The organism is Pseudomonas sp. A014 (genome assembly GCF_052378495.1).
Lineage (GTDB): Bacteria > Pseudomonadota > Gammaproteobacteria > Pseudomonadales > Pseudomonadaceae > Aquipseudomonas > Aquipseudomonas machongensis.
This window is the reverse complement of record NZ_CP199001.1, coordinates 4,177,624-4,201,020: the sequence shown is the minus strand read 5'-3', so window position 1 is coordinate 4,201,020 and position 23,397 is coordinate 4,177,624. Positions and strand designations below refer to the sequence as shown.

At 64.2% G+C, this 23,397-nt stretch carries 27 protein-coding genes; 25 read left to right on the top strand and 2 right to left on the bottom strand.

The features are described 5' to 3' along the window. The first annotated feature begins 34 nt into the window (after window positions 1–34). The 20 genes from fliN (at window position 35) to ACTYOL_RS19400 (ending at window position 18,202) form a co-directional block, all read left to right on the top strand. Window positions 35–502 carry a flagellar motor switch protein FliN gene (fliN, locus tag ACTYOL_RS19495; protein ID WP_054891872.1) on the top strand — a complete coding sequence of 156 codons (468 nt, stop codon included), beginning with the start codon at window positions 35–37 and terminating at the stop codon, window positions 500–502. Next, complete coding sequence (fliO, locus tag ACTYOL_RS19490) at window positions 503–955, top strand: flagellar biosynthetic protein FliO (RefSeq protein WP_444756946.1); 453 nt, start codon at window positions 503–505, stop codon at window positions 953–955. Further along, window positions 955–1,710: a flagellar type III secretion system pore protein FliP gene (gene fliP / locus ACTYOL_RS19485; RefSeq protein WP_054891870.1), complete on the top strand. Its 756-nt coding sequence runs from the start codon at window positions 955–957 to the stop codon at window positions 1,708–1,710. Before fliO ends, fliP begins: the two co-directional genes overlap by 1 nt. A 22-nt stretch (window positions 1,711–1,732) precedes the next feature. Beyond that, window positions 1,733–2,002, top strand: a complete 270-nt coding sequence (gene fliQ, locus ACTYOL_RS19480) for a flagellar biosynthesis protein FliQ (RefSeq protein ID WP_054891869.1) — start codon at window positions 1,733–1,735, stop codon at window positions 2,000–2,002. 7 nt (window positions 2,003–2,009) lie between these two features. Continuing rightward, a complete protein-coding gene (gene fliR, locus ACTYOL_RS19475) occupies window positions 2,010–2,786 on the top strand; it encodes a flagellar biosynthetic protein FliR (protein ID WP_054891868.1) in 777 nt (258 codons plus the stop codon). Window positions 2,787–2,788: 2 nt separating this feature from the next. Beyond that, complete coding sequence (flhB, locus tag ACTYOL_RS19470) at window positions 2,789–3,931, top strand: flagellar biosynthesis protein FlhB (RefSeq protein ID WP_153774586.1); 1,143 nt, start codon at window positions 2,789–2,791, stop codon at window positions 3,929–3,931. Between the two features lie 163 nt (window positions 3,932–4,094). Continuing rightward, window positions 4,095–6,224 carry a flagellar biosynthesis protein FlhA gene (gene flhA / locus ACTYOL_RS19465; protein WP_065862045.1) on the top strand — a complete coding sequence of 710 codons (2,130 nt, stop codon included), beginning with the start codon at window positions 4,095–4,097 and terminating at the stop codon, window positions 6,222–6,224. An 11-nt stretch (window positions 6,225–6,235) separates the two neighbouring features. Continuing rightward, a complete protein-coding gene (gene flhF / locus ACTYOL_RS19460) occupies window positions 6,236–7,546 on the top strand; it encodes a flagellar biosynthesis protein FlhF (RefSeq protein ID WP_054895560.1) in 1,311 nt (436 codons plus the stop codon). A gap of 75 nt (window positions 7,547–7,621) precedes the next feature. Next, complete coding sequence (gene fleN / locus ACTYOL_RS19455) at window positions 7,622–8,455, top strand: flagellar synthesis regulator FleN (RefSeq protein WP_016393812.1); 834 nt, start codon at window positions 7,622–7,624, stop codon at window positions 8,453–8,455. Beyond that, window positions 8,452–9,192 (top strand): RNA polymerase sigma factor FliA, encoded by a 741-nt coding sequence (gene fliA / locus ACTYOL_RS19450; RefSeq protein WP_313303200.1) that lies wholly within the window; start codon window positions 8,452–8,454, stop codon window positions 9,190–9,192. Before fleN ends, fliA begins: the two co-directional genes overlap by 4 nt. A gap of 104 nt (window positions 9,193–9,296) precedes the next feature. Next, entirely contained in the window at window positions 9,297–9,671 is a 375-nt protein-coding gene (locus ACTYOL_RS19445; protein WP_104881405.1) for a chemotaxis response regulator CheY, read from the top strand. A gap of 18 nt (window positions 9,672–9,689) precedes the next feature. Beyond that, window positions 9,690–10,478, top strand: coding sequence for a protein phosphatase CheZ (locus tag ACTYOL_RS19440; protein ID WP_054895562.1), 789 nt, complete (start codon window positions 9,690–9,692; stop codon window positions 10,476–10,478). 12 nt (window positions 10,479–10,490) lie between these two features. Beyond that, window positions 10,491–12,710, top strand: a complete 2,220-nt coding sequence (locus tag ACTYOL_RS19435; RefSeq protein WP_444756945.1) for a chemotaxis protein CheA — start codon at window positions 10,491–10,493, stop codon at window positions 12,708–12,710. Window positions 12,711–12,755: 45 nt separating this feature from the next. Further along, window positions 12,756–13,886 carry a protein-glutamate methylesterase/protein-glutamine glutaminase gene (locus ACTYOL_RS19430; RefSeq protein ID WP_054895564.1) on the top strand — a complete coding sequence of 377 codons (1,131 nt, stop codon included), beginning with the start codon at window positions 12,756–12,758 and terminating at the stop codon, window positions 13,884–13,886. Continuing rightward, window positions 13,886–14,626 (top strand): flagellar motor protein, encoded by a 741-nt coding sequence (locus ACTYOL_RS19425; RefSeq protein ID WP_153774583.1) that lies wholly within the window; start codon window positions 13,886–13,888, stop codon window positions 14,624–14,626. The genes ACTYOL_RS19430 and ACTYOL_RS19425 overlap by 1 nt, the downstream gene beginning before the upstream one ends. A gap of 3 nt (window positions 14,627–14,629) precedes the next feature. Further along, window positions 14,630–15,517 carry a flagellar motor protein MotD gene (motD, locus tag ACTYOL_RS19420; RefSeq protein WP_444756944.1) on the top strand — a complete coding sequence of 296 codons (888 nt, stop codon included), beginning with the start codon at window positions 14,630–14,632 and terminating at the stop codon, window positions 15,515–15,517. Window positions 15,518–15,567: 50 nt separating this feature from the next. Then, entirely contained in the window at window positions 15,568–16,356 is a 789-nt protein-coding gene (locus tag ACTYOL_RS19415; RefSeq protein ID WP_054895567.1) for a ParA family protein, read from the top strand. Next, complete coding sequence (locus ACTYOL_RS19410; protein ID WP_444756943.1) at window positions 16,356–17,258, top strand: CheW domain-containing protein; 903 nt, start codon at window positions 16,356–16,358, stop codon at window positions 17,256–17,258. The genes ACTYOL_RS19415 and ACTYOL_RS19410 overlap by 1 nt, the downstream gene beginning before the upstream one ends. 67 nt (window positions 17,259–17,325) lie before the next feature. Then, entirely contained in the window at window positions 17,326–17,805 is a 480-nt protein-coding gene (locus ACTYOL_RS19405; RefSeq protein ID WP_016393802.1) for a chemotaxis protein CheW, read from the top strand. Window position 17,806: 1 nt separating this feature from the next. Further along, complete coding sequence (locus ACTYOL_RS19400; RefSeq protein WP_054895569.1) at window positions 17,807–18,202, top strand: DUF2802 domain-containing protein; 396 nt, start codon at window positions 17,807–17,809, stop codon at window positions 18,200–18,202. Window positions 18,203–18,517: 315 nt separating this feature from the next. Here the strand turns inward: ACTYOL_RS19400 and ACTYOL_RS19395 are convergent, their stop codons facing one another. Next, a complete protein-coding gene (locus ACTYOL_RS19395) occupies window positions 18,518–18,844 on the bottom strand; it encodes an EscU/YscU/HrcU family type III secretion system export apparatus switch protein (RefSeq protein ID WP_054895570.1) in 327 nt (108 codons plus the stop codon). Then, window positions 18,841–20,409, bottom strand: coding sequence for a flagellar hook-length control protein FliK (locus ACTYOL_RS19390; RefSeq protein WP_444756942.1), 1,569 nt, complete (start codon window positions 20,407–20,409; stop codon window positions 18,841–18,843). The genes ACTYOL_RS19395 and ACTYOL_RS19390 overlap by 4 nt, the downstream gene beginning before the upstream one ends. A 247-nt stretch (window positions 20,410–20,656) precedes the next feature. Here ACTYOL_RS19390 and ccmA point away from each other — a divergent pair, with 247 nt between their 5' ends. The 5 genes from ccmA to ccmE are packed head-to-tail and all read left to right on the top strand — an operon-like array spanning window position 20,657 to window position 23,393. Continuing rightward, entirely contained in the window at window positions 20,657–21,289 is a 633-nt protein-coding gene (gene ccmA, locus ACTYOL_RS19385; protein ID WP_063545670.1) for a cytochrome c biogenesis heme-transporting ATPase CcmA, read from the top strand. Further along, window positions 21,286–21,954, top strand: coding sequence for a heme exporter protein CcmB (gene ccmB, locus ACTYOL_RS19380; RefSeq protein ID WP_153774577.1), 669 nt, complete (start codon window positions 21,286–21,288; stop codon window positions 21,952–21,954). The genes ccmA and ccmB overlap by 4 nt, the downstream gene beginning before the upstream one ends. Window positions 21,955–22,000: 46 nt before the next feature. Then, window positions 22,001–22,768, top strand: coding sequence for a heme ABC transporter permease (locus ACTYOL_RS19375; RefSeq protein WP_054895615.1), 768 nt, complete (start codon window positions 22,001–22,003; stop codon window positions 22,766–22,768). Next, window positions 22,765–22,941 (top strand): heme exporter protein CcmD, encoded by a 177-nt coding sequence (gene ccmD, locus ACTYOL_RS19370; protein WP_153774575.1) that lies wholly within the window; start codon window positions 22,765–22,767, stop codon window positions 22,939–22,941. Before ACTYOL_RS19375 ends, ccmD begins: the two co-directional genes overlap by 4 nt. Beyond that, entirely contained in the window at window positions 22,938–23,393 is a 456-nt protein-coding gene (gene ccmE, locus ACTYOL_RS19365; RefSeq protein ID WP_054895613.1) for a cytochrome c maturation protein CcmE, read from the top strand. Before ccmD ends, ccmE begins: the two co-directional genes overlap by 4 nt. Window positions 23,394–23,397: the final 4 nt, after the last annotated feature.

The window sequence follows — 23,397 nt, the reverse complement described above, 5'->3', positions numbered from 1 at the left end:
TCGCACTACGAATTGAAAGCCTGTCGAGGACTTTATGGCTAACGAAAACGAGATCACCTCCCCAGAGGAACAGGCCCTGGCCGATGAGTGGGCGGCAGCCCTGGAAGAAACCGGTGATGCCGGCCAGGCGGACATCGATGCGCTGCTGGCAGCTGACAATGGTCGCTCCTCCGGCGCAGGTCGCCTGCCGATGGAAGAGTTCGCCAGCTCCCCGCGGCCGAGCGAGAACGTCGGCCTGGAAGGGCCGAACCTGGACGTGATCCTGGACATTCCAGTGAGCATCTCCATGGAGGTGGGCGCCACGGAAATCAGCATTCGCAACCTGCTGCAACTGAACCAGGGGTCGGTCATCGAGCTTGATCGCCTGGCAGGCGAACCGCTGGATGTACTGGTCAATGGCACGCTGATCGCCCATGGCGAAGTGGTGGTGGTCAACGAGAAGTTCGGCATTCGCCTGACCGACGTGATCAGCCCCAGCGAACGCATCAAGAAGCTGCGCTGAGTGAAGGGCCTGATACGCGGCGTCGCCGCCCTGGGCACATTGCTCGCCAGCGAGGTGGTGATCGGCGCAGCTGACCCCGCGTCGGTGCCGGCCAGCACGACCACGCCCGGCGGCATGGGTGGGCAACTGGCGCAGATGGTCTTCGGTCTGCTCGTGGTGGTGGGCGCCATCTTCCTGCTCGCCTGGCTGTTGCGCCGCCTGCAGGTGGCACAGCCGCGCGGCGGGCAGGTGATCGAGATCGTCGGCAGCCGAGCCCTCGGCCCGCGCGACCGCCTGCTGCTGGTGCAGGTGGGCAAGGAACAGATCCTGATCGGTCATAGCCCTGGCAGCATCGAGGCGCTGCACGTCATGGCCGAGCCCGTGGAGGTGCCTGTCGGCGCGCGCCAGGCGGCACCGGAATTCGCCCAGCGGCTGCTCGAGCTGATGGGCAAGGACCAGAAGGACAAGAAGTGATGAGCGGCGCGCTGCGCTTACTGTTGACCCTGGCGCTGCTGCTGGCCGCGCCTGTGGCCCTGGCCGCCGATCCGTTGTCGATCCCGGCCATCACCCTGTCCAATGGGCCTGACGGCCAGCAGGAATATTCGGTCAGCCTGCAGATCCTGCTGATCATGACGGCGCTGAGCTTCATTCCGGCGTTCGTCATCCTGATGACCAGCTTCACCCGCATCATCATCGTCTTCTCCATCCTGCGCCAGGCCCTGGGCCTGCAGCAGACACCGTCGAACCAGTTGCTCACCGGCATGGCCCTGTTCCTGACCATGTTCATCATGGCGCCGGTGTTCGATCGGGTGAATCGTGACGCGTTGCAGCCCTACCTGAACGAACAGATGACCGCGCAACAGGCCATCGACAAAGCCCAGGGGCCGCTGAAGGACTTCATGCTGGCGCAGACCCGGCAAAGCGATCTGGACCTGTTCATGCGCCTGTCCAAGCGCACCGACATCGCCGGCCCCGACCAGGTGCCGCTGACCATCCTGGTGCCGGCATTCGTCACCTCCGAGCTCAAGACCGCGTTCCAGATCGGCTTCATGATCTTCATCCCGTTCCTGATCATCGACATGGTGGTCGCCAGCGTGCTGATGGCGATGGGTATGATGATGCTGTCGCCGCTGATCATCTCGCTGCCGTTCAAGATCATGCTGTTCGTCCTGGTCGATGGCTGGGCGCTGATCATGGGCACGCTGGCCGGCAGTTTCGGCGGCGTCTGAGGCCGCTCAAGGAGAGTTTTCGATGACCCCTGAAGTTGCCGTCGACCTGTTCCGCGATGCGCTCTGGCTGACGGCCCTGATGGTAGCGGTACTGGTGGTGCCGAGCCTGCTGGTCGGCCTGCTGGTGGCGATCTTCCAGGCGGCCACGCAGATCAACGAACAGACCCTGAGCTTCCTGCCGCGCCTGCTGGTGATGCTGATCACCCTGATCGTGGTCGGTCCGTGGCTGGTGCAGAAGTTCATGGAATACATGACCGGCCTGTACAGCGGCATTCCGCAGTTGATCGGATGATGAGCCCATGCTCGAGCTGAGCGCCGCGCAGATCGGCACCTGGGTCGCCACCTTCATCCTGCCGCTGTTTCGCGTGGCAGCGGTGCTGATGACCATGCCGGTGTTCGGGACGCGCATGCTGCCGGCCCGCATACGCCTGTATGTAGCGGTCGCGATCACCGTGGTGATCGTGCCCGGCCTGCCACCGCTGCCCGAGTTCGAGCCCTTGAGCGTGCGTGGCGTGCTGCTGTGCGCCGAACAGATCATCGTCGGCGCGCTGTTCGGGTTTTCCTTGCAGATGCTGTTCCAGGCGTTCGTCGTCGCCGGGCAGATCGTGGCGATTCAGCTGGGCATGGCGATGGCCTCGATGATCGACCCGGCCAACGGCGTCAACGTGGCGGTGGTCGGGCAGTTCCTGACCATGCTGGTGAGTGTGCTGTTCCTGTTGATGAACGGCCACCTGGTGGTGATCGAGGTATTGACCGAAAGCTTCACCACGCTGCCGGTGGGCAATGCCCTGGTGGTCGCGCATTTCTGGGAGATTGCCGGACGCCTGGGCTGGGTGCTGGGAGCGGGGCTGGTTCTGATCCTGCCAGTCATCGCAGCCCTGTTGGTGATCAACATCGCCTTTGGTGTGATGACCCGAGCCGCGCCACAGCTGAACATCTTCTCCATTGGTTTCCCGCTGACCCTGGTGCTGGGGCTGGCCATCTTCTGGGTCGGGCTTGCCGACATCCTCTCGCACTACCAGCAACTGGCCAGCGAGGCCTTGCAGTGGCTGCGTGAGCTGGCACGGGCGCCCTGAGCATGGCAGAGAGCGAGAGCGGTCAGGACAAGACAGAGGAACCTACCGAGAAGCGCAAGCGCGACGCACGGGAAAAGGGTGACATCGCCCGTTCCAAAGAGCTCAACACCTTCGCGGTGACCCTCGGCGGCGCCGGCGCCTTGCTGGCCTTCGGCGGCCACCTTGCCGAAACCCTGATGACGCTGATGCGCGTTAACTTCAGCCTGTCGCGCGAAGTGATAGTCGACGAGCGGGCCATGGGCGCCTTCCTGATGGCCTCGGGCAAGATGGCCATCTGGGCCACCCAGCCGGTGCTGGTGCTGCTGTTCGTCGTATCGTTCGTGGCCCCTATCGCCCTGGGCGGCTTTCTGTTTTCCGGCTCCTTGCTGCAGCCCAAGTTCAGCCGGATGAACCCGCTGTCCGGGATCAAGCGCATGTTCTCGCTGAACTCGCTGACCGAACTGCTCAAGGCGGTGGCCAAGTTCTTCCTGGTACTGGTGGTGGCGCTCGTGGTGCTGGCCAACGACCGCGAGGCATTGATGGCGATTGCCAAGGAGCCGCTCGAGCAGGCGATCATCCACAGCGTGCAGGTGGTGGGCTGGAGCGCCTTGTGGATGGCGGCGGGTCTGCTGCTGATCGCCATCGTCGATGTGCCGTTCCAGCTCTGGCAGACGCACAAGAAGCTGAAGATGACCAAGCAGGAAGTGCGCGACGAATACAAGGATACCGAGGGCAAGCCGGAGGTGAAGCAGCGCATTCGCCAACTGCAGCGCGAGGCGTCGCAGCGCAGGATGATGGCGGCGGTGCCCGAGGCCGATGTGATCATCACCAACCCGACGCACTATGCCGTGGCGCTCAAGTACGACCCGGAGAAGGGCGGTGCGGCGCCGCTGCTGCTGGCCAAGGGCACCGACTTCCTGGCGTTGAAGATCCGCGAGATCGGCCAGGAGCACAAGGTACAGATCCTCGAATCGCCGGCGCTGGCACGGGCGATCTACTACTCGACCGAGCTCGAGCACGAAATTCCGGCCGGGCTGTACCTGGCGGTGGCGCAGGTGCTGGCGTACGTGTTCCAGATTCGCCAGTACCGCTCGGGCAAGGGCAAGCCGCCCGAGCCGCTGAAGAAGGATCTGCCGATTCCCCCGGACCTGCAGCGCGACAATTGATCCTGTAGGAGCGGGCTTGCCCGCGAAAAGAACACCGCGGTGGACCGCGAAAACACCGCAACAGACCGCCTGGCCCCGCACCCCGGCAAAGTTGGAAAGCTTCTTGCAAAGCCACGCCCAAGCGCCGTCCAGGCGTCAAAGTTTTGCTTGAAGAGGATACCCGGTGGATCGCGCACAGTTAATCAGCAACGCCCGTAACAACCTGGCCGGTCTCGGTCGGGGGAACCTGGGTGTGCCGCTGTTGCTGCTGGTGATGCTGGCAATGATGATGTTGCCCATCCCGCCGTTCCTGCTCGATGTGTTCTTCACCTTCAACATCGCGCTGTCGATCGTGGTCCTGCTGGTCTGCGTCTACGCCCTGCGCCCACTGGATTTCGCCGCCTTTCCGACCATCCTGCTGGTGGCGACGCTGCTGCGCCTGGCGCTCAACGTCGCCTCGACCCGCGTGGTCATGCTCCACGGCCAGGAGGGCCACGGAGCGGCGGGCAAGGTGATCCAGGCCTTTGGTGAGGTGGTGATCGGCGGCAACTACGTGGTCGGTGCGGTGGTGTTCGCCATCCTGATGATCATCAACTTTGTCGTGGTGACCAAGGGTGCCGGGCGTATTTCCGAGGTGAGCGCGCGCTTCACCCTCGACGCCATGCCCGGCAAGCAGATGGCCATCGACGCCGACCTCAACGCCGGCCTGATCGACCAGGCCCAGGCCAAGGCGCGTCGTGCCGAGGTCGCCCAGGAGGCCGAGTTCTACGGTTCGATGGACGGTGCCAGCAAGTTCGTGCGTGGTGACGCCATCGCCGGCCTGCTCATCCTGTTCATCAACCTCATCGGCGGCATGCTCATCGGCATGCTGCAGCATGGCATGACCTTCAGCGACGCCGGCAAGGTGTACGCTTTGTTGACCATCGGTGACGGTTTGGTGGCGCAGTTGCCCTCGCTGCTGCTGTCCACTGCGGCCGCGATCATGGTCACCCGCGCCTCGGGCTCCGAGGACATGGGCAAGCTGATCAACCGGCAGATGTTCGATTCGCCCAAGGCGCTGGCCGTTTCCGGCGCGCTGATGGTGGTGATGGGGCTGGTGCCGGGTATGCCACACATCGCCTTCCTCAGCCTCGGCGTGCTGGCCGGCGGCGGCGCCTACATGGTGTGGAAGAAGCAGCAGAAGGCCAAACTCATGGCCGTGCAGGAAGCGCAGCGCCAACAGGATCTGCTGCCATCGCCCCAGCGCGCCATGGAAACCAAGGAGCTGGGCTGGGACGACGTCACGCCGATCGACATGATCGGCCTGGAAGTCGGCTATCGCCTGATTCCGCTGGTCGACCGCAACCAGGGTGGTCAGTTGCTGGCGCGGATCAAGGGCGTGCGCAAGAAGCTCTCGCAAGACCTGGGCTTTCTCATGCCCACCGTGCACATTCGCGACAACCTCGACCTGCAGCCCAGTGCCTATCGCCTGACGTTGATGGGAGTGATCCTGGCCGAGGCCGAGATCTACCCGGACCGCGAGCTTGCGATCAACCCTGGGCAGGTGTTCGGCACTCTCAATGGTATCGCCGCGCGCGACCCGGCCTTTGGCCTGGAGGCGGTGTGGATCGATGTGGCCCAGCGCGCCCAGGCGCAGTCCTTGGGTTACACGGTGGTCGATGCCAGCACCGTGGTCGCCACTCACCTGAATCAGATCCTGCAGAAGCACTGCCACGAGCTGATCGGCCATGAAGAGGTCCAGCAGTTGCTGCAGGTGCTGTCCAAGGCATCGCCGAAACTTGCCGAGGAACTGGTGCCGGGTGTCATTTCCTTGTCGGGGTTGCTCAAGGTCCTGCAGGCCTTGCTTGCCGAGCAGGTGCCCGTGCGTGACATCCGCAGCATTGCCGAGGCCATCGCCAACAATGCCGCCAAGAGTCAAGATACCGCCGCGTTGGTGGCTTCGGTGCGGGTCGGCTTGTCACGCGCCATCGTGCAAAGCATTGTCGGCGTTGAGTCCGAGCTGCCTGTGATCACCCTTGAACCAAGGTTGGAACAGATCTTGCTCAATAGTCTGCAAAGGGCCGGGCAGGGTCAGGAAGACGGTGTTCTTCTTGAACCGAGCATGGCCGAGAAGTTGCAGCGTTCGCTGATCGAGGCGGCGCAGCGCCAGGAGATGCAAGGCCAGCCGGCCATTCTCCTGGTCGCCGGCCCGATCCGTGCCATGCTGTCGAGATTCGGTCGTCTGGCCGTGCCCAACCTGCATGTGCTGGCGTACCAGGAAATACCGGACAACAAGCAAGTCACCATCGTTGCCACCGTGGGCCCTAACGGCTGAGGTAGTGGGTTATGCAAGTTAAGCGTTTTTTCGCCGCCGATATGCGTCAGGCCATGAAGCTGGTCCGTGATGAGCTTGGCGCCGATGCCGCAATCATCGGCAACCGGCGTATCGCCGGCGGTGTCGAACTGACGGCCGCGCTGGACTACAAACTGTCCGCCCTGGCCCCACGCGTGCCGAATGTCGAGCTCGAGGACGAGCTGCGCAAGACCCATTCGCGCATCGCCACCGCCCAGGCCGAGCTGGACGGGCGTGGTGACGCCGAGCTCGGCAACCGGCAATTGTTTGCCGGCCTGTCGCTGACCGCGTCCGAGCCGCTGGTCGAGCCGCATGTGGATGTTCCGGCGCCCGCGCCGGCCCCTGCGGCCCCGACGGTCGACAAGCGCGTCTTCGACGCCATGCGTTCGGAGCTTTCGGGCTTGCGCGAGCTGCTTGAAGTGCAGCTTGGCTCGCTTGCCTGGGGCCAATTGCAGGGCAACAAGCCGCAGCAGGCCAACCTCTGGCGTCGCTTGCAGCGCCTGGGCCTGTCTGGCCCGATCGCCCGTGATCTGCTTGAGCGGGCCGGTGAGATCGAAGACCCGCGTCAGGCTTGGCGCATGGTCCTGGCGCACCTGGCGCGTCTGATCGAGGTGCCTGAGGTGGAGCCGATCGAGGAGGGCGGGGTCATCGCCATGGTCGGCCCGGCCGGCATGGGCAAGACCACCACCCTGGCCAAGCTCGCCGCGCGCTATGTGCTCAAGTACGGCTCGCAGCACCTGGCGCTGGTGAGCATGGACAGCTACCGCATCGGTGCCCAGGAGCAGCTCAAGACCCTCGGGCGCATCCTCAATGTGCCGGTGACCTACGTCGATCCGGGCCAGTCGCTGGCCCAGGCCCTGGAGCCACTGCTGCGCAAGCGCGTGGTGCTGATCGATACCGCCGGCCTTCAGGCCAGCGATCCGGCGCTGCGCATGCAGCTCGAATCGCTCGCCAGCCGCGGCATCGCCGCCAAGAACTACCTGGTACTGGCCACCACCAGCCAGAAACAGGTGCTGACCGCCGCCTATCACAGCTACAAGCGCTGTGGCCTGGCCGGTTGCATCCTGACCAAGCTCGATGAAACGGGCAGCCTCGGCGAAGTGCTGAGCCTGGCCATCAGTCACGAACTGCCCGTGGCCTATCTCACCGATGGTCCGCGCATTCCTGACGACCTGCAGTTGCCGCGCAAGCATCAGTTGGTGAGCCGCGCGGTCAGCGTGCAGTTGCAGGAAGAGCCCAGCGAAGAGGCCATGGCCGACATGTTCGCTGATCTCTACCACAATCCCGATAAGCGCGCGGGTTGAAGATGAACGGCGCAGGGGGTCGACAGCGGCCCTTCAAGTGGGCAGGTCCCACGCGAGACAAGGTAAAGAACAGACATGGGTAGCATGCATCCCGTACAGGTGATCGCCGTCACCGGTGGCAAAGGTGGCGTCGGCAAGACCAACGTTTCAGTGAACCTGTCCCTGGCGCTGGCTGAACTCGGCCGCCGGGTCATGCTGCTGGACGCCGACCTGGGTCTGGCCAACGTCGACGTGCTGCTGGGGTTGACCCCCAAACGTACCCTGGCCGACGTCATCGAAGGACGCTGCGAGCTGCGCGACGTGCTGTTGCAGGGGCCGGGCGGCGTGCGCATCGTGCCGGCGGCCTCGGGTACCCAGAGCATGGTGCACCTGGCGCCGGCCCAGCATGCCGGGCTGATCCAGGCGTTCAGCGAGATCGGCGACAACCTCGATGTATTGGTGATCGACACCGCTGCAGGTATCGGTGACTCGGTGGTCAGTTTCGTTCGCGCGGCGCAGGAAGTGTTGTTGGTGGTGTGCGACGAGCCCACCTCGATCACCGACGCCTACGCCCTGATCAAGCTGCTCAACCGCGATTACGGCATGAATCGTTTCCGCGTCCTGGCCAACATGGCGCAGAGCCCGCAGGAAGGACGCAACCTGTTCGCCAAGCTGACCAAGGTCACCGACCGTTTCCTCGACGTGGCCTTGCAGTACGTGGGCGCCGTGCCCTACGACGAATGCGTGCGCAAGGCGGTGCAGAAGCAGCGCGCAGTGTACGAGGCCTTCCCGCGCTCCAAATGCGCCCTGGCGTTCAAGGCCATTGCGCAGAAGGTCGACAGCTGGCCGCTGCCGGCCAACCCGCGCGGGCACCTGGAGTTCTTCGTCGAGCGCCTGGTACAGCCCACCAGTGCGGGGCCGGTGCTATGAGCGCGAGCGGATTCAAGATGTACAGCAAGGCGTCCAAGGACGCTCAGTACGAGCTGGTCGAGCGCTATGCCCCGCTGGTCAAGCGGATTGCCTATCACCTGTTGGCACGCCTGCCGGCCAACGTGCAGGTCGAGGACCTGATCCAGGCCGGCATGATCGGCCTGCTGGAAGTGGCCAACAAGTACGACGCCAGCAAGGGTGCGAGTTTCGAGACCTATGCCGGCATCCGCATCCGTGGCGCCATGCTCGACGAGGTGCGCAAGGGTGATTGGGCGCCGCGTTCGGTGCACCGCAACACGCGCATGGTCAGTGACGCGATTCGCGCCGTCGAAGCAAGAACCGGTCGTGACGCTAAAGATCACGAGGTTGCTGCCGAACTCCAATTGAGTCTCGACGATTATTACGGGATTCTGAACGATACCTTGGGCAGCCGCCTGTTCAGTTTCGACGACCTGCTGCAGGACGGCGAACACGAAGGGCTGCACGAGGACGGTGTCAGCGGCCAGGTCGAGCCGTCGCGTGACCTGGAAGACGAACGCTTCCAGGCTGCACTGACCGATGCGATCGCCAACCTGCCGGAGCGCGAGCGCCTGGTCCTGGCGCTGTACTACGACGAAGAGTTGAACCTCAAGGAAATCGGGGAAGTGCTGGGGGTCAGCGAATCGCGTGTCAGCCAGTTGCACAGCCAGTGCGCGGCGCGTCTGCGCAGTCGGTTGGGTGAATGGCGAGCGCGGTGAACCCGGGTTCGATGCAGTCGTTTTACGTGGTGCCGAATTGATTGAGCGCGCGCTTGTGAGACGAGCGCGTTTAAGACTGCTTGGAGGTCTAATTGAACAAAGATATGAAAATCCTCATCGTTGACGACTTCTCGACGATGCGGCGGATCATCAAGAACCTGTTGCGTGATCTGGGCTTCACCAACACCGACGAAGCCGACGATGGCACCACGGCTCTGCCGATGCTCGAAAGCGGTCACTACGACTTCCTGGTGACCGACTGGAACATGCCTGGCATGTCCGGCATCGACCTGCTGCGCAAGGTGCGCGCCCACGACCGTCTCAAGGGCATGCCGGTGCTGATGGTGACCGCCGAGGCCAAGCGCGACCAGATCATCGAAGCGGCCCAGGCCGGGGTCAACGGCTATGTGGTCAAGCCTTTCACCGCGCAGGTACTCAAAGAAAAGATCGAAAAGATCTTCGAACGCGTCAACGGCTGAGCCATGTCTGGGGGCGCTATGGAATCAAGAAACGATTCTCTGGGGGAGTTCGAGTCGACCCTGAAGAAGCACGCCGAGCAACTGGTGCAAAGCCTGGAACGCGGCCAGTTCGGCGAGGCGGTGCAGCTGATCCACCAGCTCAACCAGACCCGCGACCGCGGCCTTTATCAGGAAGTGGGCAAGCTCACTCGCGAGCTGCACAGCGCTATCGTCAGTTTCCAGATCGATCCGCGCATGCCGCAGGCCGAGGAAGTGTCGCAGATCACCGACGCCACCGAACGGCTGTCCTACGTGGTCCGGCTGACCGAGAACGCGGCCAATCGCACCATGGACCTGGTCGAGCAAAGCACGCCTGTGCTCAACGATCTGGCATCCGAAGCCCAGAACCTGTCTGCCGACTGGCAGCGCTTCATGCGCCGCGAGGTGGCAGCGCCTGAATTTCGTGAACTGGTCAAGCGCGTCGACAGTTTCCTGACGCACAGCGCCGAAGGTAACCGCAAGGTGGCCGGCCATCTCAACGATATTCTCCTGGCTCAGGACTATCAGGACCTGACCGGGCAGGTGATCAAGCGGGTGACCGCGCTGGTCACCGAAGTCGAAAGCAATCTGCTCAAGCTCGTGTTGATGGCAAGTCAAGTCGACCGCTTTGCCGGCATCGAACATGACCACGATCAATTGCGCGCTGAAAAAGATGAAGAAAAACATCCAACTCGGGGTGAAGGTCCGCAGATTCATGCCGATAAGCGTGAAGACGTCGTGTCCGGTCAGGACGATGTCGACGATCTGCTGTCCAGCCTGGGTTTTTAGGGAGCACGTTTAATGAGCTTCGGCGCCGATGAAGAAATCCTTCAGGATTTCCTGGTAGAAGCCGGCGAAATCCTCGAGCAACTGTCCGAGCAACTGGTCGAGCTGGAAAGCCGACCTGATGATGCGGACCTGCTCAATGCGATCTTTCGCGGTTTTCACACTGTAAAAGGGGGCGCCGGCTTCCTTCAGCTCAATGAGCTGGTGGAGTGCTGCCACATTGCCGAGAACGTCTTCGACATCCTGCGCAAGGGAGAGCGCCGGGTCGATGCCGAACTGATGGATGTGGTGCTCGAAGCGCTCGACACGGTCAACAGCATGTTTGGCCAGGTTCGCGAGCGCAGCGACATCACCCCGGCCACGCCAGAGCTGCTCGCCGCGCTGTCGCGCCTGGCCGAACCGGCCAGCGCCGATGCCGTGGCACCGGTTGCCGTGGCGGCGGTCGTCGAGGCACCGGCTGCCGAGGCGGACATCACCGATACCGAGTTCGAGCAACTGCTTGACTCCCTCGACGCGGTCAAGGCCCAGGCCGAGGCGGCCGAGCGGTCGCACGGCGAAGCCGTTTCCGGCAGTGCCGACGAGATCACCGACGCCGAGTTCGAGTCGCTGCTCGACCAACTGCATGGCAAGGGTCAGTTCTCGCCGGAAGTCGCGGCGAGCGAACCGGAGGCTGCAGTCGCGACGCCGGCCGGTGACGAGATCACCGACGAAGAGTTCGAGGCGCTGCTCGACCAGTTGCATGGCAAGGGCGCTTTTGCCGCCGATGCACTGCCGAGCGTCGAAGCCACCGCCTCTGCGCCAGCGGCCGAACCTGTCGGCGATCACATCACCGACAACGAGTTCGAGGCCCTGCTGGACCAACTGCATGGCAAGGGCAAGTTCAGTGGCGATGCCGTCGCGGCTGAAGCGCCAGCCGTTGCCGTGGCTGCCGCGCCTGCTGCCAAGGCCGAAAGCAAGCCTGTCGCCAAGCCGGCGCCTGCCCCCGCCGCGGCTGCCAAGCCGGCCGCTGCTCCGGCACCGGCACGCGCTGCAGCGCCGGCTGCCGACAAGCATGGCGCCAGCGAAGCGGAAACCACGGTGCGGGTCGATACTGCGCGCCTGGATGAAATCATGAACATGGTCGGCGAACTGGTGCTGGTGCGTAACCGCCTGGTGCGCCTGGGCCTGAACAGCGGCGACGAGGCCATGTCCAAGGCCGTGTCCAACCTCGACGTGGTCACTGCCGACCTGCAGACCGCGGTCATGAAGACTCGCATGCAGCCGATCAAGAAGGTCTTCGGCCGCTTCCCGCGCCTGGTACGCGACTTGGCCCGCCAGCTCAAGAAAGAGATCAACCTGGAGCTGGTCGGCGAAGAGACCGACCTGGACAAGAACCTGGTCGAGGCCCTGGCCGACCCGCTGGTGCACTTGGTGCGCAACGCGGTCGACCATGGCGTCGAGACCCCCGAGGAACGCGAGGCCTCCGGCAAGGCGCGTACCGGTCGGGTGGTGCTGTCGGCCGAGCAGGAGGGTGACCATATCCTGCTGTCGATCTCCGACGACGGCAAAGGCATGGACCCGAACGTCCTGCGCGCCAAGGCGGTCGAGAAGGGCCTGATGGACAAGGATGCAGCCGACCGCCTGAGCGAGTCGGATTGCTACAACCTGATCTTCGCCCCGGGCTTCTCGACCAAGACCGAGATCTCCGACGTGTCCGGCCGCGGTGTGGGCATGGATGTGGTGAAGACCAAGATTTCCCAGCTCAATGGCTCGATCAACATCTTCTCGGCCAAGGGCCAGGGCTCGAAGATCGTCATCAAGGTGCCGCTGACGCTGGCAATCATGCCGACGCTGATGGTGATGCTGGCCAACCAGGCGTTCGCCTTCCCGCTGGTCAACGTCAACGAGATCTTCCATCTCGACCTGTCGCGCACCAACGTGGTCGATGGCCAGGAAGTGGTGATCGTGCGCGACAAGGCGCTGCCGCTGTTCTACCTCAAGCGCTGGCTGGTCCAGGACCAGCAGCATGAGGAGCAGCTCGAAGGGCATGTGGTGATCCTGTCGGTCGGTACTCAGCGCATCGGCTTCGTGGTCGACCAGTTGGTCGGCCAGGAAGAGGTGGTGATCAAGCCGCTGGGCAAGATGCTGCAGGGCACCCCGGGCATGTCCGGCGCCACCATCACCGGTGACGGTCGTATCGCGCTGATCCTCGACGTCCCGAGCATGCTCAAGCGTTACGCCGCCCGGCGTATTTGATTTCGGCGGCGTGGCCTGGCGGTCGCGCCGCCTAACGGAGTGTTTATGGCAGTCAAGGTCCTGGTGGTGGATGATTCCGGTTTCTTCCGCCGCCGTGTCTCGGAAATCCTCTCGGCGGACCCGACCATCCAGGTGGTCGGCACCGCGACCAACGGCAAGGAAGCGATCGACCAGGCGCTGGCGCTCAAGCCTGACGTGATCACCATGGACTACGAGATGCCGATGATGGACGGCATTACCGCCGTGCGGCACATCATGCAGCGCTGCCCGACGCCGGTCCTGATGTTCTCTTCGCTCACCCACGAAGGTGCGCGTGTCACCCTCGATGCGCTGGACGCAGGGGCGGTCGACTACCTGCCGAAGAACTTCGAGGATATTTCGCGCAACCCCGAGAAGGTCAAGCAGATGCTGTGCGAGAAGGTCCATACCATCTCGCGCAGCAATCGCCGTTTCAGCAGCTTCGCCAGCCACGCGCCAAGCCCGGTTGCCAGCGCTGCGTCGAGCACCAGCCATGCCCCGGCCAGCACCTTGGGCAGCGCTGCACCGACACGCCCTGCGGCGCCGGTACGCAGCGTTGCGCCTGCCGCCAGCCATTCGCCGGCGCCCAAGCGCAAGCCCTACAAGCTGGTGGCCATCGGCACCTCCACAGGCGGCCCGGTTGCCCTGCAGCGGGTGCTGACGCAACTGCCCGCCAACTTCCCGGCCCCCATCGTGCTGATTCAGCACATGCCTGCGGCGTTCACCAAGGCCTTTGCCGAGCGCCTCGACAAGCTGTGCAAGATCAGCGTCAAGGAGGCCGAGGACGGTGATGTGCTGCGTCCAGGCCTTGCGCTGCTGGCCCCGGGAGGCAAGCAGATGATGGTCGATGGCCGTGGCACGGTGAAGATCCTGCCGGGGGACGAACGCCTGAACTACAAACCCTGCGTGGACATCACCTTCGGCTCGGCGGCCAAGACCTACGGTGACAAGGTGCTGTCGGTCGTGCTGACCGGCATGGGTGCCGACGGACGCGAAGGTGCTCGCCTGCTCAAGCAGGGCGGCAGCACCGTATGGGCCCAGGACGAGGCAAGCTGCGTGATCTACGGCATGCCCATGGCGATCGTCAAAGCCAACCTGGCCGACGCCGTGTACAGCCTGGACGAGATCGGCAAGCACCTGGTAGAGGCCTGTGTCTGATGGATGTTCTTAGCCTTATCGGCCTGATCCTGGCGTTCGTCGCCATCGTCGGCGGCAACTTCCTCGAGGGCGGCCACGTCGGTGCGCTGCTCAACGGCCCTGCCGGGCTGATCGTCATCGGCGGCACCCTGGCCGCGGCGCTGCTGCAGTCGCCGCTGTCGGCGTTCAAGCGTGCGTTGCAGATCCTGCGCTGGATCTTCTTTCCGCCTCGGGTCGACCTGGCTGGCGGCATCGATCGTGTCGTCAACTGGAGCCTGACTGCGCGCAAGGAAGGCCTTCTGGGGCTGGAGGGCGTCGCCGATGCCGAACCGGACCCGTACGCACGCAAAGGTCTGCAGTTGCTGGTCGATGGCGCGGAGCCTGAGTCGATCCGCAGCATTCTCGAGGTCGACTTCCTCACCCAGGAGAGCCGTGACATCCAGGCTGCCAAAGTCTTCGAGAGCATGGGCGGCTACGCGCCGACCATCGGTATCATCGGTGCGGTGATGGGCTTGATCCATGTGATGGGCAACCTGGCCGATCCGTCGCAACTGGGTAATGGCATCGCCGTAGCCTTCGTCGCCACCATCTATGGTGTGGCCAGTGCCAACCTGATCCTGCTGCCGGTGGCCAACAAGCTCAAGGCCATCGTCCTGCGCCAGTCGCGTTATCGCGAGATGCTGCTTGAGGGGCTGCTGTCGATCGCCGAAGGCGAGAACCCACGCTCGATCGAGCTGAAGCTGCAAGGCTTCATGGAGTAAGCCATGCGTCGTCGTCGCCATACCGAGGAGCACGAGAACCACGAGCGCTGGCTGGTCTCGTACGCCGACTTCATCACCTTGCTGTTCGCCTTTTTCGTGGTGATGTACTCGATTTCCTCGATCAACGAGGGCAAGTACAAGGTCATTTCCCAGGCGCTGATCGGAGTGTTCAACGACCCCGAGCGCAGCCTCAAGCCGATCCCGATCGGCGATGAGCGCCCGCTGACGATCAAGCCGGCAGAACCGTTGATCAAGGACAGTGACCAGGTCGATGCAGGCCTGGGACAGACCAGCGTCGACCCGCTCAAGACCATCACCGACCAGGTGGCCGATGCTTTCGGCGACTTGATCAAGTCGAACCAGATGACCGTGCGTGGCAATGAGCTGTGGGTGGAGATCGAACTCAACTCGGCATTGTTGTTCGGCAGCGGCGATGCCATGCCCAGCGACATCGCCTTCGAGATCATCGAGAAGGTGGCCCGGATCCTCAAGCCGTTCGCCAACCCGGTGCATGTCGAAGGCTTCACCGACAATCTGCCGATCCGCACTGCCCAGTACCCGACCAACTGGGAGTTGTCGTCGGCGCGCGCGGCGAGCATCGTGCGCTTGCTGGCAATGGAAGGGGTGAACCCGGCGCGCATGGCCTCGGTGGGTTACGGCGAGTATCAACCGGTCGCCAGCAACGATAGCGCCGACGGCCGGGCGCGCAATCGTCGCGTGGTGCTGGTGATTTCGCGCAATCTCGAAGTGCGCCGCAGCCTGACGGGCTCCGGCAGCGCCAACGCCACCCCGGACGCAGCGTTGCGCCGTGCTGGCACACAAAGTGCACCAGCTACGCCAGCCACGACGGTCGGGAGCAATCCCGTCAAATCTCCGTCACCGAATCTATAGAACCGTTCCCGGCGGGACATTTCGCCCATGCTGGGAGGAAGCAACGCACGATGAGAGTCTGGGCAGTAGCCAATCAAAAAGGTGGCGTCGGCAAGACCACCACCACCATCGCCCTGGCCGGCCTGCTGGCCGAGGCGGGCAAGCGCGTGGTCGTCGTCGACCTCGACCCGCACGGCTCGATGACCAGCTATTTCGGGCACAATCCCGACGCCCTGGAGCACAGCTGCTACGACCTGTTCCTGCACAAGGGCGTGGTGCCCGAGGGGCTGCCGGGGCAGTTGCTGCTGCCGACCAGCCATGAGCGTATTTCGTTGCTGCCCTCGAGCACTGCACTGGCGGTGCTGGAGCGCCAGTCGCCGGGCCAGAATGGCCTGGGCCTGGTAATCGCCAAGAGTCTGGCGCAGCTGTGGCAGGATTTCGACTTTGCCCTGATCGACAGCCCGCCCTTGCTGGGTGTGCTGATGGTCAACGCCCTGGCGGCCAGCCAACAACTGGTGATCCCGGTGCAGACCGAGTTCCTCGCGGTAAAGGGCCTGGAGCGGATGGTCGGCACCCTGGCGATGATCAACCGCTCACGCAAGCAGGCGCTACCCTTCCAGATCGTCCCGACCCTGTTCGACCGTCGTACCCAGGCCTCGCTCGGCACGCTCAAAGTGCTGCGCGACACCTACGGCGAGCAGGTCTGGCAGGGTTACATTCCGGTCGACACGCGCCTGCGCGATGCCAGCCGCAACGGCGTCACGCCCTCGCAGTTCGACGGCAAGAGCCGCGGTGTGATCGCCTACCGGGCGCTGCTCAAGCACCTGCTGACCTACCGCAACGCATTGCAGGTGGCCTGATGAACCGTGCCCCGCAGATCACCAGCAAGCCGCAACTGGCCCTGCAGTCTTACCTCGATGGCCTGTTGCAGGAAGCCACCGAGCCGGTTGAAGTGCCTGAGGCGCCGCCGCTGCCGACAGTGCAGCCACAGGCAGCCGAGCCCAGCGACGAATTCGCCGCTGCGGTTCGTGAAGAACAAGCCCGCGATGCCGTCCGCCAGCCTGAGTCGGTGGTGGCGCTCAAACCCTTTGCCGAGCCTGCGCCCAGGATCCTGCCGACGCTGTTGCCGCCGGTGGAGCCGGTGGTCAGCGTGGTCGAAGAGCAAGTGCTGGCCGAGGCTTCGATTCCGGTGCTGACCCAGACCCAAGCCATAGAGCCGGTCGCCCCGCTGGTCGAAGTCCACCTGCCGTCACCTGCTGCACCGGTGCCGCCGGCTACCGTCGACGGGCGTCCGGCCTGGGCTGCGGAGCCTTTCGAATGCCTGCTGTTCGACGTCGCCGGGCTGACCCTGGCGGTGCCGCTGGTGTGCCTGGGGTCGATCTACAGCCTGGCCGGCCAGGAGCTCACGCCGCTGTTCGGCCAACCGGACTGGTTCCTCGGCATCCTCAGTTGCCAGGCCGGCAACTTGAAGGTGCTGGACACCGCGCGCTGGGTCATGCCTGATCGCTACCGTGAGGATTTCCGCCAAGGTTTGCAGTACGTGATTTCCGTGCAGGGCTACGAGTGGGGGCTGGCGGTGCATCAGGTCAGCCGCTCGCTGCGCCTGGACCCGGCCGAGATCAAGTGGCGCAGCCAGCGTGGTCAACGCCCGTGGCTGGCGGGCACGGTGATCGAACACATGTGCGCCTTGCTCGACGTTGCCGAGCTGGCCGAGCTGATCGCCAGTGGTGCGGTCAAGCAGATGAACACCAAACACAACTGAATCGGCGCCGCATCTGCCGCGGCAACGACGAGCACACCGCCGACGGCGGTACAAGAGGGCTAGGGGAATGAAAAAGTCGTCTGCACAAGGTTCCGAAGATCCGATCCTGCAGTGGGTCACCTTCCGTCTGGACAACGAGTCCTACGGCATCAACGTCATGCAGGTGCAGGAAGTCCTGCGCTATACCGAAATCGCTCCGGTGCCGGGTGCGCCGAGCTATGTGCTCGGTATCATCAACCTGCGCGGCAACGTGGTCACCGTGATCGACACCCGCCAGCGTTTCGGCCTGATGCCTTCGGACGTCACCGACAACACCCGTATCGTGATCATCGAGGCGGACAAGCAGGTGGTCGGCATCCTGGTCGACAGTGTGGCCGAAGTGGTCTACCTGCGTCAGTCGGAGATCGAGACTGCGCCGAACGTCGGTAACGAAGAGTCGGCCAAGTTCATCCAGGGCGTGTGCAACAAGAACGGCGAGCTGCTGATCCTGGTCGAGCTGGACAAGATGATGACCGAGGAAGAGTGGTCGGAGCTGGAGAACATCTGAGGTGATCTTCGAGGCTGCGGTAATCCTCCTGGCGCTGTTGTGGGCGCTGAGCCTGTGGTTCTTCCTCAACTACAGCAAGCGCCAGCGCGAGCTGGCCAGCCAGCAGGCCCAGGGAGATGCGCTGCGTGATCAGCGCATCAGGGACCTGGCCAAACGTCTGGATGACTACCAGAACGTCACCGTGCGCATGGGTGAAGCCATCCATGAACTGCGCGCGGCGGTCGCGCCACTGCCTGACAGGCTCCTGCAACTGGAGCAGCGCGACCCCAACAATGTCACCTTCTCCCAGGCGGCCAAGTTGGTGGGAATGGGCGCAAGTGTGTCCGAACTCACCGAAAGCTGCGGGCTGACCCAGGCCGAAGCGGAGTTGATGAGCAAGTTGCATCGGCGCGACTGAGTGTCGACCGGCACTGATTCGAGCCTGTCATCGCGGGCCGCTTTGCGGCCCCGTTTTCTCCCCTCATTCCCTGAGCCAGGATTGGCTGCCGCCTACCCGTACTACCGGTCCCAGCGGTAACAGCTCGTCCACCAACCGCTGCGCCTGTGCCAGGTCAACGAACAGCCATGAGTTGATGCGTTGGATACCACAGGTTGTTTATCTCGGGCAGCGTATTCAATAGCGCAGCCCCGATCATCCGACTGAGCCGGGCGGCATGGCGATAGAAACCGGCTGTTAGATAGATGTGCCCCTGCACCGGCTAGCTCAATGGCGCTACGGCAGCAGCGGGTTGCCAGGGGTGATGTCACGCTCGCCCGGCGCCGAGTCGTCGAAGTTCTCCGGTACCTTGCCACGCAATTGCCAGGCGAAGGCAATGATTTCGGCGATAGTCAGGTACAGCGCTTCGGGGATCTGCTCACCCAGCTCCAGGCGTGCCAGCAGGCTTACCAGTTCGGCGTTCTCGTAGATCGGCACTTCGTGTTCGCGGGCCAGGGCGAGGATGGCTTCGGCCAGTTCGTCCTCACCCTTGGCGCTCAGGGTGGGCGCCTGATCACCGTCGTAGCTCAGGGCAATGGCCTGGCGGGGGGCTTTGTTGCTCATGCGGTTTCATCCACCCAGCGTTGTTCCAGTCGTGTGCGCGGACCTTGTGGCGGGATGCCGGGATGACATTCCAGATCGCCAACGTCCAGGCCCCGTGCCAACAGGCGTTCGCGCAGGCTGCCAAGCTGGCTGTCGATCAGTTCGGCGGTTTGCGGGCGCTCGGCCCACAGCTGGCCGCTGAGTCGGCCTTGGGTGAGCTGGGCCTGGACCTGTAGTGGGCCCAGCGGCGGCAGGTCGAAGGCCAGGTCGATGCGCCACAACGACTCGAGCGGATCGCGCTGCTCGCGCTGCGAGTCGGCTTGCTGCCGTGGGGTGTCCTCGCGTTGCAGCTTGGCCTGCAGCGGGATGAACTCCTGGCCGTGGCGCAAGGGGATCTCGGTTTGCCAGGTGGTCTGCTGGTTGCCGCTCTCGGTGATACCGGTCTGCTGCAGGCTGGCCAGTTGATGACTTTGTACCCGCGAAATGGCGGCGGCGGCCAGGCGCAGCAGTTGCTGCAGGTCGCCTTTTTCTTCCAGGCTCTGCAGCAGACGTGAGGGCAGGGGGAAGGTGCCGGGCTGCGGGCGGCTGCTGACTTGGTCGAGCATGCCCAGGGCGCTGCGGGCCATGCCCGGCAGGACCTGGGCCAGGGCGGTGGCGGCCAGCGCCGGATTGAATGTGGGGTTGCCCGGAACGCTCGGCAAGACCTGCGCCACCAGGCGCACCAGCTGCGCCTTGAGGTCTGGAGCCACTCCCGCGCCAAGGCCGCCGAGCAGCTTGGCTTCGAGAAACGCGCCACTGTTGTTCAGCGCCTGGGCGATGCTCTTGGCGTCGCCCAACTGTGCGGGGGTTGGCAGGCTGGCCAACAGGCGCGCGGCGGTAGCGCTCAGCTCGCTGTTGCCAGCGGGGGCGTTGGCGATCTGCTGCAAGGCGTTGAGCAAGGTTGGCAGCGATGCCTGACGGCTTGTTTGGGTCAGCAGTTGCTGGGCGATGGTCAGTTGATCCTGGCGCCCGCTCAGGGGTACGAAGCGCAGCGACTGGTCGCCTTGCACCAGCGCGCTGAGCAGGCTGCCGACCGCCAACGGACGTGGGCTGTCGATGGTCAGGGTGGCGCCGGCCTGGCTGCTGTTGAGCAGGCTCACCAGCGAGCGGAACGCTGTAGTCTGCGCCGCATCGCCCGGCAGTGCCTGGCTGGTCAGCACCTTGCCCTGCAGCAAGGTGCCGATCGGTATCTTGCCGGTGTCGAGCTGAGTGAGAGTGGCGATGTTGCTGGCGCTGGCCTGTTGCAAAACCACCGCCAGGCGGTTGCTATCGGCTTGGCCAAGCGTGATCTGGCTGCCGGGGGGCAGGGGCTGGTTGGCACTGGCCTGCACCTGCGCCTGGTTGCCGTTGGGCAGGCTCAGGCGCAACAGCATCATGAAGTCCTGGCCTACCTGGCGCAGGTTCAGCACTTCGGCCTGGGCAGTCTGGCCCGGGGGGATCAGGCCGGGTTGCGCTTGACTCAGGCGCAGCAGCTCACCGGTCAGGCTGGCCTTGGCCACCTGCGCTGCGAATGCGCTTTGTGCGCCGAGACTATTGATTTCCGTCATGATTGTATACAACCTGTCGAGCCAGCCCTCTTGGCAGCGGGATGGCACATGTAATAATGCCGGTCGCGTTGCCACTGCCAGTATAACGGCCAGTGGCAGGGCGACTTGAGACAAGGGTGTTGATCTGCGGTGTTTCATTCGCGGGCAAGCCCGCTCCCACAGGATCGCTGCTGCCTCTGTGGGAGCGGGCCTGCCCGCGAAGAAGGCGCCACTGCTCGACACGCCATGAACAGCATAAGGCGAAACCGTGACCCTCCACCTCCAAGCCGCGAACCTTGCCTGCGAGCGCGACTGGCGACTGCTCTTCGAGCACCTTGACTTCGAACTGCGCCCCGGCGACATGCTGCAGGTCAGCGGCCCCAATGGCAGCGGCAAGACCAGCCTGCTGCGCCTGTTGGCCGGCCTGATGCAGCCGACGGCAGGGCAGATCCTGCTCGATGGCCGCGCCCTCGGCGAGCAGCGCCATGCCCTGGCCAGTATCCTGCTGTGGATCGGGCATGCTGCCGGGATCAAGGAGTTGCTGACGGCCGAAGAGAACCTTGCCTGGCTCTGCGCCCTGCATCGACCCGCGACCCGCGAGGGCATCTGGACGGCTCTCGAGGCGGTCGGCCTGCGCGGATTCGAGGATGTGCCTTGCCACACCCTCTCGGCCGGCCAGCAGCGCCGCGTCGCCCTGGCCCGCCTGTACCTGGACTGCCCGCCACTGTGGATCCTCGATGAACCGTTCACCGCCCTCGACAAACAGGGGGTGGCCCAGCTCGAAGCGCACCTGGCCGCGCACTGCGAGCAGGGGGGCACGGTGGTGCTGACCACCCATCACAACCTTGAGCACAGACCGTCCGGCTACCGTGAACTCAACCTGGGGCAGTGGGCGGCATGAGCGTATTCCTTCTGTTGCTGCGCCGCGAAGCGCGCCTGTTGTTCCGTCGCCCGGCGGAGCTGGCCAACCCGCTGGTGTTCTTCGCCATCGTCATAGCGCTGTTTCCGCTGGCGGTCGGCCCCGAGACGCAATTGTTGCAAACCTTGTCGCCTGGACTGGTCTGGGTCGCGGCTTTGCTGGCGGTATTGCTGTCGCTGGACGGCCTGTTCCGCAGCGATTTCGAAGATGGCTCGCTGGAGCAGTGGGTGCTATCACCGCATCCACTGCCATTGCTGGTGCTGGCCAAGGTTTTGGCGCACTGGACCTTTTCCGGGCTGGCGCTGGTATTGTTGGCGCCACTGCTGGCGCTGATGCTGGGTTTGCCAGTCGCCTGCCTGCCGGTGCTGCTCGGCTCGCTGCTGCTGGGCACTCCGGTGCTGAGCTTGCTGGGGGCGGTGGGCGCGGCGTTGACGGTCGGGCTCAAGCGCGGTGGTTTGCTGCTGGCGTTGCTGATTCTGCCGTTGTATATCCCTGTATTGATCCTGGGCAGTGGTGCGTTGCAGGCGGCGTTGCAGAATATGCCCGCGACCGGACACCTGCTCTGGCTGGCCAGCCTGACCGCCCTGGCCGTGACACTGACACCCTTTGCGATAGCGGCCGGCCTGAAGATCAGCGTCGGCGAATAACGAGTCCCGGGCACCGAAGCCCGGCAAAGACCCTGGATGTACCCTGATGAAAATGAGCTGGACGTGGTTCCACAAACTGGGTTCCCCCAAATGGTTCTATGCCATCAGCGGCCGTATGCTGCCGTGGCTGACCATCGCTGCCGTGCTCCTGCTGCTGGTGGGCATCGCCTGGGGCCTGGCTTTCGCCCCGCAGGACTACCAGCAGGGCAACAGCTTCCGCATCATCTATATCCACGTACCTGCGGCCATGCTCGCGCAGTCCTGCTACGTGCTGCTGGCGGTCGCCGGTGTGGTGGGGCTGGTGTGGAAGATGAAGCTGGCCGACGTCGCCCTGCAGTGCGCCGCCCCCATCGGGGCCTGGATGACCGCGGTGGCGCTGGTCACCGGGGCGATCTGGGGCAAACCGACCTGGGGCAGCTGGTGGGTGTGGGACGCGCGCCTGACCTCGATGCTGATCCTGCTGTTCCTGTACTTCGGCATCATCGCCCTGGGCCAGGCCATCAGTAACCGTGACAGCGCCGCCAAGGCGTGCGCGGTGCTGGCCATCGTCGGGGTGGTCAACATCCCGATCATCAAGTACTCGGTGGAGTGGTGGAACACCCTGCACCAGGGCGCCACCTTCACCCTCACCGAAAAACCGGCCATGCCCGCCGAGATGTGGCTGCCGCTATTGCTGACGGTGCTGGGGTTCTATTGCTTCTTCGGCGCCGTGCTGCTGCTGCGCATGCGCCTTGAAGTGCTCAAGCGCGAAGCGCGTGCCAGTTGGGTGCGCGAAGAGGTGCTCAGCAGCCTGGGCCGGGAGACCGTGCGATGAGTTTCGCCTCCTTCAGTGATTTCCTCGCCATGGGCCATCATGGCCTGTACGTGTGGTCGGCCTATGGCATCTGCCTGATGGTACTGGCGATCAATGTCGCCCTGCCGCTGCAGGCCCGCCGCCGCTACCTGCAAGAAGAGGCGCGCCGTCTGCGCCGGGAGAACCACCAGTGAATCCGCAGCGCAAGAAACGCCTGTTGCTCATCCTCGGCCTGCTGGTCGGCGTCGCCGTAGCCCTTGGCTTTGCCCTGAGTGCCCTGCAGCAGAACATCAACCTGTTCTACACGCCCACCCAGATCGCCAACGGCGAGGCGCCGCAGGACACACGCATTCGCGCCGGCGGCATGGTCGAGAAGGGCTCGGTGCAGCGCTCGGCCGACTCGCTCGACGTACGCTTCGTGGTCACCGACTTCAACAAATCGGTGCCGATCACCTACCGTGGCATCCTCCCGGACCTGTTCCGCGAAGGGCAGGGCATCGTTGCCTTGGGCAAGCTCAACGCCGAGGGCGTGGTGGTGGCTGACGAGGTGCTGGCCAAGCATGACGAGAAGTACATGCCGCCTGAGGTGACCAAGGCGCTCAAGGAGAGCGGCCAGGCCGCCACTGCCGGCGAGGTCAAGCCATGAACGC